This is a genomic window from Streptomyces sp. NBC_01426, from assembly GCF_036231985.1.
In the GTDB taxonomy this organism is placed as follows: domain Bacteria; phylum Actinomycetota; class Actinomycetes; order Streptomycetales; family Streptomycetaceae; genus Streptomyces.
This window is the reverse complement of sequence record NZ_CP109500.1, coordinates 7,240,954-7,256,475: the sequence shown is the minus strand read 5'-3', so window position 1 is coordinate 7,256,475 and position 15,522 is coordinate 7,240,954. Positions and strand designations below refer to the sequence as shown.

Sequence of the window (15,522 nt, the reverse complement as noted above, 5' to 3'; positions counted from 1 at the left end):
GCCGCGATCGGTCGCTGTCATCCGGCCGCCGGCACGCCGTCCGGGTCACGCCAGATGTCGACGCAGTGCAACTCTCCGGCACCACGGCCCAATCGGATGCGCAGCCGGATGCAGTGCGTGCAGCCCGACCGCCAGAAGACGATCGGACGGCCGTCGACCGCGCTGCGGCGTTGTGCCTCCGTAAGGCTGACCGGCTTCGGGAAGACCAGGGGCGAGTGCATGGCCGCGAGCAGGACGAACACCAGCAGCAGTACTGCGGCTGCCCCGGGAGCACCCCGGAAGAGCACCCCGGCCGCGAGGACCAGACCGCAGAGCATGAACACCATCGACAAGCCCCAAGCGCGCCTCATGACGACGAGCTATCGGCGGGCCGGACCGCCCCTCTCACCAGGCTGCTCACGCAGGGGCACGCGTCGAGACGTAGGACCCTGCGACTACGTGACCGGGCCCGGGAGTTGGGTCACGGTGCCGGAGCCGGCGGCGCGCCCGCGGTACCGAAACGCGAAACGCACGCCGTCATCCAGGGCGACGGGTTCGTCGAGGGTGATGGTCACCTCGGACCCGTGGAGTGGCCGCACCATGTCGAGGCGCTGAGGCAACGTCACCGCCCCCCACACCGCGGCGCATCGGATGTGGAAGCACAGGCGTTCTCCTGACACCACCTCCGCGCCGCCCTGCTCCTCGGACAGCACGGCGATGTCCGCGGTGAAGCGGGTGTGGGCGCTGATCGACCCGGGTGCCGCGAGCACTTGTCCTCGCTCGACCCCGTCCGCGGCGCCACCGCGCAGCACCACGACCACGTTCATGCCCGCACTCGCCTCCGCGACCGGCACGCGGCGCACATGGATGTCCTCCACCCGGGCGGTCCCACTGCCGCCCAGGCCAACGATCTCCACGTCGTCACCCGTGTGGACCCGCCCCTGCTCGATCCGGCCCGCCAGCACGACCGTCCTGCCCCGGTGCCGCTGAAAGACGTCCTCGACGCACATCAGGAACGGTCTCTCCACCACCGGCTGCCCCGCCCCTCGTTCCACCCGCGAATTCCCCGTCCTTCCCGCGCTTCCCGCGCTTCCCGTGCGGCCGCTTCCCCAGTCGCACGGGGGAGCGCGGGGTTGATGGACGACCACTCGACATGCCGGACGGGGGCCTTGGTCCCGCTCCCTCGCCGGAACAGTATCGGTCAGGGACGCCCAGGCCCCCGACCTGCACCTCGTCCCCCGCCCGGGCCGCCGGGCATGGGCGGCGGCCGCTCGGAGGGATCTTGGCAGGGGCCGCGGATGGTGAGAGTCTGGCGATCATGAAACTCCTCGTCATCGGTGGGACCCTTTTCCTGGGCCGTGCGCTCGTCGACGAGGCGCTCCGGCGCGGCGATGAGGTGACGTTGTTCAACCGCGGGCAGTCGGGCCCGACGCCTTCCGGCGTGGAGATGGTCCGGGGCGACCGTGAGGACGAGGCCGCCTTGCGTGCGCTGGTGGCGGAACGAACCTGGGACGGCGTGATCGACACCTGCGGGTTCGAGCCCCGTACCGTGCGGCGGTCGGTTCGGGCACTGACCGGGCACGCGGGGGTGTACGCGTTCGTCTCGTCCTTCCATGCCTACGCGGACTGGCCCGCCAAGGGCGTGGACGAGACCTTCCCCCGTCACGCGTGTGACCCGGACGCCGCGCCGGACGACGTGCCGTACAACGCGCTCAAGGCCGGATGCGAGCGGGCGGTCGAGGAGGGTTTCCCCGGCCGCGCCTTGATCGTCAATCCCGGCATCATCGTCGGTCCCGGCGAGAACGTCGGGCGCCTCCCCTGGTGGTTGGAGACCATCGCGCGGGGAGGCCGTGTACTGGCTCCGGGAACCCCGGACCGTGCGATGCAGCTCATCGACGCCCGTGACATCGCCCGCTTCCTTCTGGATCGGCTCGCCGAGGGTGCCTCCGGCCGGTACCTGACCACGGGCGTGCCCGGGAACACCACCATGGGCGAGCTGTTGCGGGCCTGTGTCGACGCCACCGGCGCCGACACCGAACTCGTGTGGGCCGACGAGCCGTTCCTCCTGGGTCACGACGTGGCGCCGTGGACCGAGGTTCCGCTGTGGGTGCCGGACGCTCCCGAGTTCTCGGGCGCTTGGACCGCCTCGTCGGCCAAGGCGCTGGCGGCCGGTTTGCGGTGCCGCCCGGTCGCCGCGACCGTCGCCGACACGTGGCGGGCACTCCATGACGGTGGGTATCCGCAGCCCAAGTACCTTCAGGGAGAGGTTCCCGTCGGCTTGGACAAGGACAAGCACGACGCGGTCCTCGCCGCGTGGGATGCCCGCGGTGCGCAGGTCTGAGGCGGGCCGTTCAGCGCGGCGGTGACGACGCCGTCCGCGGTCATGCGGGGCACGGCGCTCAGGTCGAGGCCCTGCCGCACTCGGCACAGCACTGCGGCACCCCCGACGCCGAGCGCCTCGCCGTCCTCGCCGTCCTCGCTTTCATGGCGGCGCGGTCCCTCGTCGGGTGACGGGAGATCGCACCGCCCAGCGGGAGGCGTTGGCGCTTCAGTGGTGCCGGGTCATGTGCGCGAGGGTCTGTTCGGCACTGTCGGGGGCGAAGGCGCCGTCGATGCCTTCGGCTGCTCCTGCGGCGGCTTCGATGGAGCGCGGCAGGAGGGCCTTCTCGTACGCGGTGACGGCCTGATCGATGGTGGGGTGGTCGACGAGGGCCTGGGCGAGGTCGGCGCCGTCGAGCATCGCGAGGTTGGCGCCCATGCCGGAGAAGGGGGACATGAGATGAGCGGCGTCGCCGAGGAGGGTGAGGCCGGGGGTGGGGTCCCAGGCGTGCGGCACGGGCAGCGCGTACAGCGGTCGGTTGGTGTAGCCGGTGTCGCTGTCGGTGATGAAGCCCAGCAGGTCGGTGCTCCATCCACTGAACCGGTCGAGCAGGGCGGCGCGTACGGCGGTGGTGTCGGTCGGGTCGAGGTCGGCGTGGCGGAGCCACTCCTCGTCGATGCGCATGCCGATGTAGATGCGGATGTGGCCGCCACTGTTGCGCTGGGCGACGAACCCCTGGTTGTCGTCGAGGGCCATCATGGTTCCGTTGCCGGTGAGTTCGGCGAGTGCGGGGTGGCGGGTGTCCGCGTCGTCGAGGCCTGTTTCCACGAAGGTGACGCCCGTGTAGAGGGGCGTGGCATCGGACAGGAGGCGGCGGACCTGGGACCAGGCGCCGTCGGCGCCGATGACGAGGTCGACGTCGGCGGTGATGGCCTCGGTGGTGACGTCCTCGGCGAAGTGCAGACGGTGGGTGCCGTCTCCGCGGGGTTCGACGCGGGTGAGTTTGTGTCCCCAGCGCACGGTGGTGGGATCGAGCGAGTCGAGGAGGAGATCGCGCAACTGACCTCGGTCGATCTCGGGGTTGCCTTCGGCGGTGTCGGCCTCGGGCGGGATCGCGTCGAACAGGACGCGTCCGTCGCGGCCGACCAGGCGCATCTGTTGGCCTTCGGGACGGGCTCGGGCGAGGAAGTCGTCCAGCAGTCCGGCGCGGCGCAGGGCGTGTTGGCCGGATCCGGGGTGCATGTCGAGGGTGCCGCCCTGGTCGCGGGCGGTGCGGGAGGCGTCGAGTTCGTAGATCGTCGCGGTGATGCCGTGCTGTCGAAGGACGCGGGCGCAGATGAGGCCGCCGGGGCCGGCGCCGATGATCGCGATGCGGGGTGGGGAGGTGTGGTGGGTGTTCATGATGATGCTCCGTTCGTGCCGTCCGGCGGCTCGATGCCGTGGGACGGGCGTGTGTCGAGGGAGGAGAGAGCGGGGCCGGGCCATGCCTCTCGGCCGCCGCTCCAGAAAAACACACCAAGCCAATAAGTGCAACGGTTGCACTTTCGGACCCGTCCCACAAAGCGGTAGGGTTCTCTTGTGAACGACACCGATCCGACCCTGCCGCCGGCACCACCGGGACGCCGGGAACGCAAGAAGGCGGCCACCCGGCAAGCCATCGCCGATGCCGCGCTGAGCCTGTTCCTGGAGCGCGGATACGACGCGGTCGGCATCCGCGAGATCGCGGATGCCGCCGACGTGTCCACCACCACGCTGTTCAAGCACTTCCCGGTCAAGGAGGCCCTCGTCTTCGACGAGGACGCCGACCAGGAGGCCCGGCTGCTCGCCGCCGTACGCGACCGGCCCCCGGGCCAATCCATTCCTGCGGCCCTACGCGAGCACGCCTTGCGCCACCGACTGGCGGCCGCCGACGGCGACGACCGCTTCACCGACTTCGTCGAGTTGGTGAACAGCACCCCGCCCCTGCGCGACTACCTCCAGACCATGTGGCTGCGTCACTCGTCCGCCCTGGCCCGGGTCATCGCGGACGAGAGCGGCCTTCCCGCCGACGATCCCGGCTGCGCCGCCCTGGCCCACTTCACCCTCGAAGCACCCCGCGCCGCCCACGGTCAGGGCGACGCCCGCCAAGCCCTCATCCGAGCCTTTGACCTGCTGGAACACGGGTGGCTGGATCAGCCGGGCCCTCGCCGATGAGTTTCGGTGCCCGGCCGGACGGCGCGGGGCGCCGCGCCGCCTCGACAGGGCGGGCATCCTTCGGACCCGGCATCACGCGGGCAGGGAGGCGAGCCAGGCGGTGAGGAGGGTGTTGACCTCCTCGTGGCGCTCCTGCTGGATCCAGTGGCCGCAGTCGTCGAGGATGTGCGAGGAGATCAGACCGGGCAGGGTCGTGGGGTAGGCCCGGATCGCTTCCGCCATCCAGGTGGTCGAGGCGTCCAGCGCCCCGCCGAGGAACAGGGACGGCTGGGTGAGGGGCTTGCCGCGGAAGTCGGCGAGGTCCTCCCAGTCCCGGTCCATGTTGCGGTAGCGGTTGAGCGCTCCGCCGAGTCCGGTCCGTTCGAACTCCCCGGCGTAGAAGTCGAGTTCTTCCTCTCCGAGCCACCTGGGCAGCCGGCCGGCCGGGAACCGGTCACTCAGCGTCCCGCCGCGGCTGACGAAGTGCGGGTCCGGGGCGCCGGGTTCGGGCATGGTCTCGGCCGAGAAGGCGGCGTAGAAGCCCGCGAGCCACCCACGGACGTCGGGTTCGATCTCGTCTTCGGCCCGGCCGGGCTGTTGGAAGTAGGAGACGTAGATCTCCTCGTCACCGCCCATCCCTGCGAAGATCTCGCGGGGCCGCGGACCGCCCGGCGGCGCGTACGGAACGCTCAGCAGCCCGACCGCGCGGAAGACGTCCGGCCTGATGAGGGCCGAGTGCGCGGCGATGGCCGAGCCCCAGTCGTGTCCGACGATGACCGCGGTCTCCTCTTCGAGCGCCCGCACGACGGCGACGGTGTCCTCGACCAGGTCGAGCATTCCGTACGCGGCGACGTCCTCGGGCCGGGAGGAACGTCCGTAACCGCGAACGTCCATGGCCACCGCGCGGTATCCCGCCGCGGCCAGCACGGGCAGTTGGTGGCGCCAGGAGTACCAGGACTCCGGGAACCCGTGCACCAGCAGCACCAGCGGCCCGTCCCCCTGCTCCACCAGGTGGGTCCTGCCGGCGGGAGAGGCGACCACGCGATGGGTGGCGCGCGTGACCTGGTGGGGCTGCGACATGGATTCCTCCGGGCTGTCGATCGATCCGCAAGCGGCACGTGCGCCACTGACCGGTACGGGGGCGAGCCGCGGGTCGGGGGCGCAGGCCGATCATGCCGCTGCCGCTGAGGCCGCCGCGACTCCTGTTGCCGCCTTGGCAACACCCGATCCGCGGCCCGTTCGCGTCCGGAGGCCGACCGCGGGATCGCACAGGCCGTACTCACTCCCCCGGCAGCAGGTCCCGCAGCCCGGTCCGGAAGGTCGGGCAGTCCAGGAGGGACGGATGCCGACAGGTGAGGGCGTGACTGATGCGCTCGCGGGCCTCACGCATGGCGACGATGCGCCGGTCGAGCACGTCGATCCGTCCGGTGAGGTACGGGCGCACCTCCCCGGGCGCCGCCTGGAGGAGTTCCTTCAGCTCGCCGCGGGAGAAGACGATGACCACGAGGAACACACCGAAGGCGAAGCCGGCGACGACACGTTGGAACAGGTTCCGTACCGCCGGTGCGGCGGTGATCGCCGCCGTACGGCACCCCGTCGACGTGGCGGACGCCTTCGCCGACGTCCAGGAGGCGACGCGCCGGCACCGGCGCGCGCACCGTTGCGGTGCCTACGCGTACGGCGGACGGCGGCGCGTACGACCTCGCCTTATTCGACGGGTTCACCCCGACACTGGAGGTCGTGGAGGACCTGTACCGGCTGCTGCGCCCTGGCGGAACGCTGCTCGCCGGCAACCTCGTCCTCGGTCCGGCGCCGGCGGTGACCCGCCATCTGGCCGATCCCGCCCGCTGGCGCACGCATCCCCTCGGGGAGAGCGCGCTGTGCGTGAAGCTTCCCTGAGCACCCGCTTCGAGGTGTCCGCCGGCCGCAGTGTGGTCCTGCGGTCGGCGGACACCTCGCCCCCCGTCGCCCGGCCGTCACCGGCTACGCGGTGCCCATCATGCTGGCGAACACGACCACGTTGCTGTCGTAGTAGTGCTTCTTCGGGTCGAAGTCGCCGCCACAGGTGACCAGGCGCAGGCCCGCGTGGTCGAGGTTCTTGTAGACCTCGACCGTGGGGAACTTGGCCTTCGGGTACTCGGCGACCCGGTCCACCTTGAACGTGACCGTCTTGTTGTCCCGCCGGGCCACCTTGATCGTGTCACCGGCCTTCATGGTCTTCAGCTTCTCGAACACGGCCGACGCGCCGTTCCACGTGACATGGCCGGCGATCACGGCCGGCCCCTGGGAACCGGGGGTCGGACCCGGCTCGTACCAGCCCGCGAGGTCGGGGTTCTTGGGGGTCTCCATGGTTCCGTCCGTCTTCTGACGGAGCGTCTCCAGGGAACTGGACAGGCCCAGGGACGGGATCGTGATCTTCTGCGGCTCCGAGCGGGCCAGGGCGGGCTTGGCACCGGCCGCGCCCGTACCGTTCTGCGACCCGTCGGCGGGCGCGGTGTGGTGGCCGCCGGTGGAGGGCTTCCCGGACGGCGTGCCTCCGGTGGCGGCGCCGGCCGGTGCCCCGCCCTGCGCGGCCTGGCCCTGCCCGGCCTGCCCGGCGGGGGCTGCGGGGGGCGCCGCCGTGTCCTCGCCGCCGCATCCCGCGAGGAGCAGGGTGGCGAGGGCGGCGGCGGCCAGCGGGACCGCGGTCCTCCTGCGTCGGCGCGGCCGCCCGGTGGAGGCGGCGGGCACGCGGACCTCGGCGGGCTTCACGCGGCCTTCCCGGTGTTCTCCGTACGGACGGGGACCAGGGCGGCGCGCCTGCGCCTGATGGCCACCGCACCGGCCATCGCGGCGGCGGCGGCGAGCGCCGCCCCGGTCATCGTCGTCGCCGACACCGACGCGCGCTGCGGAGAACCGCCGCCCGTCTCGATGCCGCCGACCGGAATGGATCCCACGGACGCTCCCTTGACCTCTCCGCAGTTGGTCGGGGCCGTCGCCTCCTGGGGCAGCTTCGGGTCGAGTTCGCTCTTGCCGGCGCCGTCGAAGTCGTACTTGTCGTCGTTGTTGCGGTCGATGCCGTGCTGCACGACGTGCAGGTCCTTGATGTGGTCGACCACGTCCTGCCCGACGGTGATCGTCCGGTTGTAGGAGAGCTTGCCGAGGTTGTCGGCGACGGGCATGCGCTCCACGGCGAGCCCACTGGTCGCCTTGGTGTCCCCGGACGTGGTGAGCGAGATGTTGATGTCGCCGTAGTCGACCGTGGCCTCGGTGTTGCTGAGGATCCCGTCGCCGTCGGTGTCGTCGCTCGCGTCCGGGCAGTGGAAGTCGTGCCCCTTGGTCGATCCGTGCAGGTGCTGGGCCGACGGCTGTCCGGGCACCATGCCCTCGGACTCTATCTGCACGGTGAGTTGGTTGCCCTTGAGGCTGAGCATGACGGTACCTCGGGAACCGGAGTCGTTCAGCTGTGCCAGGTCGATCTGGTATGCCTTCCCACCCTGCGCGAGGGCTGGGCCGGAGAGCCCCAGGGTCAGGAAGACGGCGGCGGGCACGGTGGCGAGCACCACGAGGCGACCAGTTCGCTTGACTATCACATTCGCTCCTGCTCCGTGTATTCCCTGGAAGGGAATCGCAGATCGTACGGGGATGAGATGATCCCCCGGAAAGGGTCTCGCTGGTTCTTCGGGGCCCCAACGCCCTTGGATTGGTGCTTGGTTGAGAATCTTTTCGAAAGTTCGGCGATCCGTGCCCGGGCCTGCGGGAATGCCCTCGAAAGGGCCGGTACGACAACTCTCCGTCGCCTCGGAATCACCCGGCCGGACGCCAGGGGGCAGCACTGAATGGAGGTGGGGCAGCGCTGAATTGAGGCATCGCAGCCTTGCGCATGAAGGCGCACGGAAATCGCCGGACGGCCGGTTCTGCCTCGTATGCGGACAATGCCCGGCGCCGGATCTTGCGGCGTATCGCACCGCCTCACGGCATCAGGTCTCGGCCCTCTTACCGCTCTCTTCCGCCTCTCGCCGGCCCTCGTCACTCACCGCGAGAAAGGCTTCGTCCGCTGTTACGCGACGGCCCGCGGCGCGGCCGAGAGCGGCCCACCGGTCATCCAGATGCGTGACATCTCCTCCGCCACGACCGGGGAGCCGGCGGCCTCGCAGAGCATTTCCGAGAGCACGAGGATCCCGTGCGCGGTGCGCCTCGGCTCCCTGTTCCGGTGCAACCAGAGGACCGCGTTGTTCATGGGGCGGCGCCCCAGGGTGAGGCTCGCTCGCCTCACGTCCGCCGCCCTCTCCAGGGCGGAACACCCTCCGGCGAACGGCAGGGCTTCCGCTCGGCGGATTCCCGGTGGCGCGACCGAGTCCCGCACATGACGAAAATGGGCTTCCGGTGGAGCCTGACCGTCCTCGTAGGTATTGCGGAATCCGACGATGCGAAGACCCGCGTTCTGCGCCCGGAGCTCGATGAAGAGCTCGATGAACAAACCCCTCAGCTGAATGCGTACGGGAAGGTACCGCATCCTCCCTTCACCGTGCCCCACCCGTCTGGTAAACCCCTGAGCCTTCGCCGCTCTCGACCGGATGGTCAAGGCGAGAAGGCGGTACGCGTCCACCGATGCGCTCTCCACGGAGAACGACACGGGTTTCAACATGGCGGCACACATCAGGTTGCGGAGCCGGAACTCGGACTACCCAGAGGGAAGTCGACCGCAATCGGTTCGATCCTGCTGCACTCACGCACGACACATCCACCGCCTTCGACGTAATCCCGATCGTCGACGGGTGGAATCATCCGCGTCGCCGGGCCTGGTTCGGTCCGGTCCTTTGTAGTCGTTCGAGCAACAGCGGTGCCAATACTTGGCCTCTGATGCCAAAAACTCATCACGTGATCCCGCGCCCCCGGGCGGCCCGACACCGGGCCCTCGGCCTCGCGGCGGGGCTGCCGCGGTGGGCTCGACGAACCGGGGCCGGCCACTTGCCCTGTACGCCCCACCCGCAAAGTATGATCGAGCAATGTCTGACACGACCGAGACCACGCCCGGCTGGCTGACCGCGGACGAACTGGAGACGGCTCGCGCGCGCATGCCGATCCTCTACGTGGACGCGGTGCCCGTGCGCGTGGACGACAGCGGCGAAGTCACCAGCATCGGACTGCTGCTGCGCATCGGTCCGGACGGAACGGTGAGCCGCACCCTGGTGTCCGGTCGCGTCCTGCACCACGAGCGGGTCCGTGACGCGTTGCTGCGCCATCTGGAGAAGGACCTCGGCCCGGTGGCCCTGCCTCGCGTTCCCGCCTCGCCCCAGCCCTTCACCGTCGCCGAGTACTTCCCCACGGCCGGCGTCACCTCGTACCACGACCCGCGCCAGCACGCGGTGTCCCTCGCCTACATCGTGCCGGTGGCCGGCGACTGCCGGCCCCGGCAGGACGCGCTGGACCTGGTCTGGTTCAGCCCGCAAGAGGCGGCCTCGCAGGCCGTGCAGAGCGAAATGCCGGGCGGGCACGAGGTGTTGCTGAAGCAGGCGCTCGCACACGTGGGCCTGGTCTACTGACGGATCGGTCCCCGACCGTGCCGCCGCGCGCCCCCGGTCCCCCGGGGGCGCGACGAGACCCGGCAACGAACCGCTGTCAGTGCCGGTCGCTAGCGTGACCTCATGAGTTCCTCCCTGACTGTCTTCCAGCTCGACCCCGAGTTCACCCGCGCCTTCGTCGGCTCCCGTGACGACGAGGTGATCCAGGCCATCCACGGCGAGTTCGGTGACGAGATGGCCAGAGACGACGATGGGTTCTCCTCCGCCATCGCGAGCGGCGCCCCGACGTCCGCCGAGGCGCTGCACGCGCTGGTGTACGGCGGGCCGTTCAGCGAGAGCACGCAGCACGCCTTCCAGTACGGCTACGCGTACAAGCGTCTGTGCACCCTCACTGGCTCGCGTCTCGACAACTCCTGGTTCTGCCCGTTCCGGGGCGACTGGCTGGAGGTCGTCGACGAGGGACTGCGGGCTCTGCGGATCACTGCGATATCGCTCGCGGAGTTCGGGCGGTACCGCGGGTTCCCCTCCATCGTCCCGTCGTACGACCTTCCGCGCTGCGGCGAGTGGACGCACGACCAGTGCGTGGAGGCCTTGGCGCAGTTCGAGGAGACCCGGCGGGAGGGCCATGCCCCGCCCCTGGACCCCGCCGTCCTCGGCGCCGTCACGGAAGTCGTCGGCTGGCTGCGTCGGGCGGAGTCGGCCCGGCTGCGCCCCGCCCAGGCGCGCCCCGGTTCCGCGATCGTGGGCTTCGTCTCCTAGACCGCGCAGAGCGCGTCCGGAAGCGTCCAGAACGCGTCGAGCTGCGCAAACGCGGCCCCGGTCGCCGACAAGATGCCGAGTTGCCGGTGTGTGACTAGCCTTTGTTGATGAGAGCCGCAACTGCGGGGAGCATTCTCGACCCACAGTGATGCGCCACAGCGCGAGGCTTGATCGAGTGCGCCCCGGTCCAAAAGATCCGCGACCCGACGAGGACGCGTTGACAGTGGGGACGCCATCGCATTGATGTGGCCATCTGCGCGAGCCGCGCGCATCCCCCGCGCGCGACGGCATCGGCTCCCGTGTCGCCACGAGTGGCACACAAGAGAAGGGGAACAACCATGCAAGGACTGAGAGTGAAGCGGCTCTTCGCCATTTCGGCAGCCGGCGTTCTGATGGCCGGCGGCGCCGCCCTCGGGGCGGCCGGCACGGCCTCGGCGGCAGCCCCCACCCACTCCGTCACTTCCGTGAGCCACGGCGGCGGCTGGGATGACGACGACGACCACGGGTACAACCACGGTTGGTACGACGACGATGACGACTGGGGCGGTTGGGGCGGAGGTTATGGCGACGACTGCTGACCAGGCATGACAGACCCGGTCCGCCGGTTCGAGGAGCCACGCTCTCCGTCATCGGCCGCCCAGGTCAGTCAGCCCCGGCGCACAAGGTTCCCGCACCGGCCCGTTGGCCGAGCCGGTGCGGGGGCCTGAGGCTGCCGACCCGGCATCGCCGCCAGGTCGGCGCGGCGCCCCCGTACTCCGGCCCGACCGTCGAGACGGCGGCCCGGGGCTCCGGGGGTACAGGTGGTTCTAGTTGCCGATGCCGGCGCTGCCGAGACCCGAGTTGCCGATGCCGGCACTACCGATGCCCGAGTTGTCGATACCGGCGCTGCCGATGCCCGAGTTGACAATGCCGGCGTTGCCCACGCCCCAGTTGCCGATGCCGGCGTTGCCCACACCCGAGTTGCCGATGCCCGCGTTGCCGACACCTCCGTCGGCGGCGGCCATGGTGGCTCCACCGAGGGTCAGGACCGCAGCGGTACCCGCGACAGCCGCCATGCGGAGAAGACGTGCACGCATCATCACATACCTCCTGTTTTCTGCTGATTCCTCCATATCTCTAGCACGCTGATCTCATGAACACGCGGCGCGACCTCACGCACGCACCCGTGTGGCGCACGTGCTGAGCGGGGCCGACCAGACCGGCGCCGTGACAGGGACCGCTCAGACCGTGGCGGCGGTCTCCACGGTGATCTCCGCACAGCGGGTGACGACCGCGGCCAGGTCCCCTCCGGCGCGCAGCAGCTCGCGCTGCACGCGCGCGCCGTTGCCTTCCCGGAGCAGGACCCCGAGGCCCTCGCTGACCAGCGCGTCGTCCCCGTGGTCGCGCAGCGCGTCGCGCACGTGCCGGTAGAGGGCCTCGACGGCCTCCTCGGGTGAGGTCTTGCGCAGGGTCGCGGGATGCAGCAGGGCGCCTTCCAGGCCCGAGCGTCCCGCCTGCCAGGCCGCCAGCCGCAGCAGGCTCGTACTGACCGGGGCCGGCGGTTCCCCGGCGCGCCAAGACCGGGACGCCGTCTCGACGAGCCCTCGTACGAGGGCGGCCAGCACGACCGGGGTCGACCCGTCGAGGCAGACGTCCGCGGCCCTCACCTCGACGGTGGGATAGGCGGCCGACAGTCGGGCGTCGAACCAGATCATCCCCTCGTCGTGGAGCACGCCGCTGTCGACCATGGCCCGGACCTGGCTGCGGTAGCCCTCGGCCGAACCGAAGAGGTCCACGGGACCGGCGGACGGCAGCCGGTTCCACACCCGGCTCCGGTAGCTCCCGTACCCGGTGTCCTGGCCCTGCCAGAACGGCGAGTTCGCGCTGAGCGCGGTCAGGACCGCGAGCCAGGGCCGCATCCGGTCCAGTACCGCGACGCCCTCTTCGTCCGACTCCACCGACACGTGGATGTGGCAGCCGCAGGTCAGCTGCTCCTGCGCCGTCAGCCCGAACTGCTCGGCCACCCACTGGTAGCGGCGGCCGGTGTTCAACGAGGGCTCCACCGGCAGCGGCGAGGTGCCCAGGGCGGCCACGACCGCGCCGACCCCCTGCGCGTGTCGCGCGGCCTCCCTGCGCCATCGACCGATCTCGCGCGCCAGCTCGCCCATGTCCGTGACCGGCTTGGTGGCGAACTCGACCTGCTCCTTGGCGAGCTCCCTCTCGAAGGTGTGGCCCTGCTCCCAGTCGTCCTTCGGGCGTTGCCCGACGGACCGGTCCGCCGCCTCCAGGACGTGCCCCGACAGGGCCAGTGGAACACCACTGGTGGCGTCCACCAGGAGCAGTTCCTCTTCCACGCCCACACTTCGCATGCCTTCACCCATCACATCGCCGATCAGATGCGCCCCGTCTTCCCCAGACCGCCCCCGGCCATGCGGACCGCCCCGAACGGTGCTGCGGAGCCCGCCGGGCCCACAGGGGAAGAGGGCCGAGAACCGGCCGAGCAGGGGCGGCCGAGCCGTTCCTGGTCCGGGACACGAAAGCACCGCGACCCGGTGTTGTCTCGCCGGCGCGCGGCGCGGTGCGCGGACACCCACCCGGATGTCCCGTCCGCCGCCCACGACGTTCACCGTCATGGAGCAGTTGTGCGTGCCCCGAGGCGCATGTGACAAGGGAAGCGGCGCGAAGAGGTACGCGACGTCGGTGTCCCGTCGGCGCCGGCCTCGGACGCTCAGTGCCAGGGTCCGGGTCCGGGTTCGGCAGGGCCCTGGCGGCGGCCGGGGCGGAACCTCGCCGTAGGCTGGGCGGGTGACCTTGCACAGTCTTCACGACCGACCCGCCCTGGTCGAGCGCTTCCGGCGCGACCCGGCGATGCACCTGATGGAACTCGGCGACCTCGACGACCTGTTGTGGCCGCACACCAGTTGGTACACGGTGTCGCAGGACGGCCCGGTCGCGTTGGTGTACTCGGTCGGCGACATCCCGACCGTACTGGCCTTCGCCCGCCCGGAGGAGGACGCCCGGCTGGAGGAACTGGCCGAGGCGCTGCTGCCGGTCCTCCCCCGGCGCTTCTTCGGGCACCTCACGGGAGCCGCCGGCAAGGTGCTGGAGGCGGCGTACGAGGTACGGCCCCACGGCACCCTGCTGCGCATGGCGCTCACGGACCCCGACCGCGCCGCTCGGCACCCGGACGGTCCGTGGCGGCCCGCCCCGCTGGACCGCGGCGACCTGCCGGAGTTGCTCGCGCTGTTCGAGCAGGCCTACCCGGGCAACTGGTTCGACCACCGGATGCTCGACACCGGTCAGTACCTGGGTGCCCGGCAGGACGGGCGGTTGGTGGCCGTCGCGGGCGTCCACGTCCACTCGGCCACCTACCGGGTCGCGGCGATCGGGAACGTCACCACGCATCCCGAGGTGCGCGGGCAGGGCGCGGGCGGGGCGTGCGTCGCCGCGCTGTGCCGGCAGCTGGGGACGACCGTGGACCACATCGGGCTGAACGTCCGGGCCGACAACGCCACGGCCGTCGGGCTCTACCGCAGGCTCGGCTTCACCGACGTCACCGAGTTCGCCGAGGCCACCTTCACCGCGCGGGCGGCGACCGGCTGACGCGGCGGAGGCCGTTCGTCGAGGGGCGCGGAATATCGCGTGCCGCGTCGTCGGGAACAGAGCAGACTCGCCCCATGGCGGACATACATGCATTCCGGAACGCGGTGGACGACTGGGCGAACGGCGGGCCCGGCGGGCCGGCGCGTGAACTGGCGACGCTCCTGGGGTTGCGGACCGCAGTGCTCCTGGAAGGCCCGAGCGACCTCGCGGCCGTCGAGGCGCTGGCCGTGCAACGTGGCCGGGACCTCGCCGCCGAGGGAGTGTGCGTCGTGTCGATGGGCGGGGCGATGAGCGTCGGCCGCTACGCCGGCCTCCTCGGACCACCCGGCCTGGACCTGCGCCTCACGGGACTGTGCGACGAGCGCGAACAGCCCTTCTACGAGCGCGGATGGGAGCGGGCGGGGGCGCCGAACCGGGACGTCTTCGTGTGCGTGGCGGACCTGGAGGAGGAGCTCATCCGCGCGCTGGGCACGGCCGGGGTCGAGGAGATCGTGCGGGGCGAGGACGACCTCCGTGCCTGGCAGACCTTCCTGCGCCAGCCCGCCCAGCACGATCGACCTCGGCATCGGCAGTTGCGGCGCTTCCTCGGCACGAAGAAGGGTCGCAAGATCCGCTACGGCCGCCTCCTCGTCGAGGCCCTCGGCCCCGGGCAGGTACCGGCCCCGCTCGACGACCTCCTGAAGAGCCTGTGACCCACGCGCTCCGGCATGGTCACCGTACGGGGTGCCGCACGCCAGCGGATGCGCCTCCCAGGGGGCTGCTCTAGCGTCGAAAGGGGAGGGGAAGGCCCTGCCGGGCCGGTCCGGTGCGGGAGCCCGGGCCCGGTGGCCGCACGTCGGCCGCATCCGCTCGGCACCGTTCCCACCGCGGATCCGGGACATCCAGGTTCCGGGCCGCGCGATCATCCCGGAGAGCAGGTGCGTCCCATGCGCGCGTCGACCCGATTCGCAGGTGTCCTCGCCGGCCTGACCCTCGCGCTCGGCGGAGCGGGCTTCATCGCCCCCGCCGCCCACGCGGACGTCACGGCCTGCATCAACCAGGTCGAGCGGGAACTCCAGGGCGGCGAAGCCCCGGATTCGATCCGGATGGCTTGTTACGTCGGCCTGACCGGCGACCACGCACAGTGCGTCTCCGGCCTGACCGCGGGCGGCGTGACCAACGGGACCGCGGTCTCCGCCTGCCGGGTGGCCCCCCAGTAGGGCTCGG

At 71.0% G+C, this 15,522-nt stretch carries 18 protein-coding genes and 1 pseudogene; 9 read left to right on the top strand and 10 right to left on the bottom strand.

Features of this window, described 5'->3' with window-relative positions; all coding sequences use genetic code 11:
• Positions 1–26: 26 nt before the first annotated feature.
• Both OG906_RS32465 and OG906_RS32460 read right to left on the bottom strand, forming a co-directional pair.
• A pseudogene (locus OG906_RS32465) lies at positions 27–350 on the bottom strand (glutaredoxin domain-containing protein); the annotation flags it as partial.
• An 84-nt stretch (positions 351–434) separates the two neighbouring features.
• A complete protein-coding gene (locus OG906_RS32460) occupies positions 435–1,010 on the bottom strand; it encodes an EF-Tu/IF-2/RF-3 family GTPase (protein ID WP_329447599.1) in 576 nt (191 codons plus the stop codon).
• Between the two features lie 287 nt (positions 1,011–1,297).
• Between OG906_RS32460 and OG906_RS32455 the strand changes: the two genes are divergently transcribed.
• Positions 1,298–2,320, top strand: a complete 1,023-nt coding sequence (locus OG906_RS32455) for an NAD-dependent epimerase/dehydratase family protein (RefSeq protein WP_329447598.1) — start codon at positions 1,298–1,300, stop codon at positions 2,318–2,320.
• A 207-nt stretch (positions 2,321–2,527) separates the two neighbouring features.
• Here OG906_RS32455 and OG906_RS32450 read toward each other — a convergent pair whose 3' ends face one another.
• The gene (locus OG906_RS32450) at positions 2,528–3,700 is read right to left on the bottom strand and encodes an FAD-dependent oxidoreductase (RefSeq protein ID WP_329447597.1); all 1,173 of its coding nucleotides are present in this window, start codon (positions 3,698–3,700) and stop codon (positions 2,528–2,530) included.
• 177 nt (positions 3,701–3,877) lie between these two features.
• Between OG906_RS32450 and OG906_RS32445 the strand changes: the two genes are divergently transcribed.
• Complete coding sequence (locus tag OG906_RS32445; RefSeq protein WP_329447596.1) at positions 3,878–4,492, top strand: TetR/AcrR family transcriptional regulator; 615 nt, start codon at positions 3,878–3,880, stop codon at positions 4,490–4,492.
• 72 nt (positions 4,493–4,564) lie between these two features.
• On the opposite strand, the gene OG906_RS32440 is transcribed toward OG906_RS32445, so the two are convergent.
• Positions 4,565–5,551, bottom strand: coding sequence for an alpha/beta fold hydrolase (locus OG906_RS32440; RefSeq protein ID WP_329447595.1), 987 nt, complete (start codon positions 5,549–5,551; stop codon positions 4,565–4,567).
• A 199-nt stretch (positions 5,552–5,750) separates the two neighbouring features.
• Entirely contained in the window at positions 5,751–5,984 is a 234-nt protein-coding gene (locus tag OG906_RS32435) for a hypothetical protein (protein ID WP_329447594.1), read from the bottom strand.
• 227 nt (positions 5,985–6,211) lie between these two features.
• Here OG906_RS32435 and OG906_RS32430 point away from each other — a divergent pair, with 227 nt between their 5' ends.
• Positions 6,212–6,370: a hypothetical protein gene (locus tag OG906_RS32430; protein ID WP_329447593.1), complete on the top strand. Its 159-nt coding sequence runs from the start codon at positions 6,212–6,214 to the stop codon at positions 6,368–6,370.
• Between the two features lie 84 nt (positions 6,371–6,454).
• Here the strand turns inward: OG906_RS32430 and OG906_RS32425 are convergent, their stop codons facing one another.
• The 3 genes from OG906_RS32425 to OG906_RS32415 form a co-directional block, all read right to left on the bottom strand.
• The gene (locus OG906_RS32425) at positions 6,455–7,222 is read right to left on the bottom strand and encodes a class F sortase (protein ID WP_329447592.1); all 768 of its coding nucleotides are present in this window, start codon (positions 7,220–7,222) and stop codon (positions 6,455–6,457) included.
• A complete protein-coding gene (locus tag OG906_RS32420) occupies positions 7,219–8,043 on the bottom strand; it encodes a hypothetical protein (protein WP_267802912.1) in 825 nt (274 codons plus the stop codon). Before OG906_RS32420 ends, OG906_RS32425 begins: the two co-directional genes overlap by 4 nt.
• A gap of 467 nt (positions 8,044–8,510) precedes the next feature.
• The gene (locus OG906_RS32415) at positions 8,511–9,098 is read right to left on the bottom strand and encodes a ribosome-inactivating family protein (RefSeq protein WP_329447591.1); all 588 of its coding nucleotides are present in this window, start codon (positions 9,096–9,098) and stop codon (positions 8,511–8,513) included.
• Positions 9,099–9,459: 361 nt separating this feature from the next.
• Here OG906_RS32415 and OG906_RS32410 point away from each other — a divergent pair, with 361 nt between their 5' ends.
• The 3 genes from OG906_RS32410 (at position 9,460) to OG906_RS32400 (ending at position 11,312) form a co-directional block, all read left to right on the top strand.
• Positions 9,460–9,996 carry an NUDIX hydrolase family protein gene (locus tag OG906_RS32410; RefSeq protein ID WP_053683494.1) on the top strand — a complete coding sequence of 179 codons (537 nt, stop codon included), beginning with the start codon at positions 9,460–9,462 and terminating at the stop codon, positions 9,994–9,996.
• Between the two features lie 102 nt (positions 9,997–10,098).
• Positions 10,099–10,734: a DUF7691 family protein gene (locus tag OG906_RS32405; RefSeq protein WP_329447590.1), complete on the top strand. Its 636-nt coding sequence runs from the start codon at positions 10,099–10,101 to the stop codon at positions 10,732–10,734.
• 338 nt (positions 10,735–11,072) lie between these two features.
• Positions 11,073–11,312 carry a hypothetical protein gene (locus OG906_RS32400; protein ID WP_329447589.1) on the top strand — a complete coding sequence of 80 codons (240 nt, stop codon included), beginning with the start codon at positions 11,073–11,075 and terminating at the stop codon, positions 11,310–11,312.
• A gap of 228 nt (positions 11,313–11,540) precedes the next feature.
• Here the strand turns inward: OG906_RS32400 and OG906_RS32395 are convergent, their stop codons facing one another.
• Both OG906_RS32395 and OG906_RS32390 read right to left on the bottom strand, forming a co-directional pair.
• On the bottom strand, positions 11,541–11,813 hold the full coding sequence (locus OG906_RS32395) for a hypothetical protein (RefSeq protein WP_267829118.1): 273 nt from the start codon (positions 11,811–11,813) through the stop codon (positions 11,541–11,543).
• A 141-nt stretch (positions 11,814–11,954) separates the two neighbouring features.
• Positions 11,955–13,082 (bottom strand): glutamate--cysteine ligase, encoded by a 1,128-nt coding sequence (locus tag OG906_RS32390; RefSeq protein ID WP_329447588.1) that lies wholly within the window; start codon positions 13,080–13,082, stop codon positions 11,955–11,957.
• 436 nt (positions 13,083–13,518) lie between these two features.
• Here OG906_RS32390 and OG906_RS32385 point away from each other — a divergent pair, with 436 nt between their 5' ends.
• The 3 genes from OG906_RS32385 (at position 13,519) to OG906_RS32375 (ending at position 15,515) form a co-directional block, all read left to right on the top strand.
• Entirely contained in the window at positions 13,519–14,316 is a 798-nt protein-coding gene (locus tag OG906_RS32385) for a GNAT family N-acetyltransferase (RefSeq protein ID WP_329447587.1), read from the top strand.
• Between the two features lie 74 nt (positions 14,317–14,390).
• On the top strand, positions 14,391–15,008 hold the full coding sequence (locus OG906_RS32380) for a TOPRIM nucleotidyl transferase/hydrolase domain-containing protein (protein WP_329447586.1): 618 nt from the start codon (positions 14,391–14,393) through the stop codon (positions 15,006–15,008).
• Between the two features lie 234 nt (positions 15,009–15,242).
• Entirely contained in the window at positions 15,243–15,515 is a 273-nt protein-coding gene (locus OG906_RS32375; protein ID WP_329447585.1) for a hypothetical protein, read from the top strand.
• The last annotated feature ends 7 nt before the right edge of the window (positions 15,516–15,522 follow it).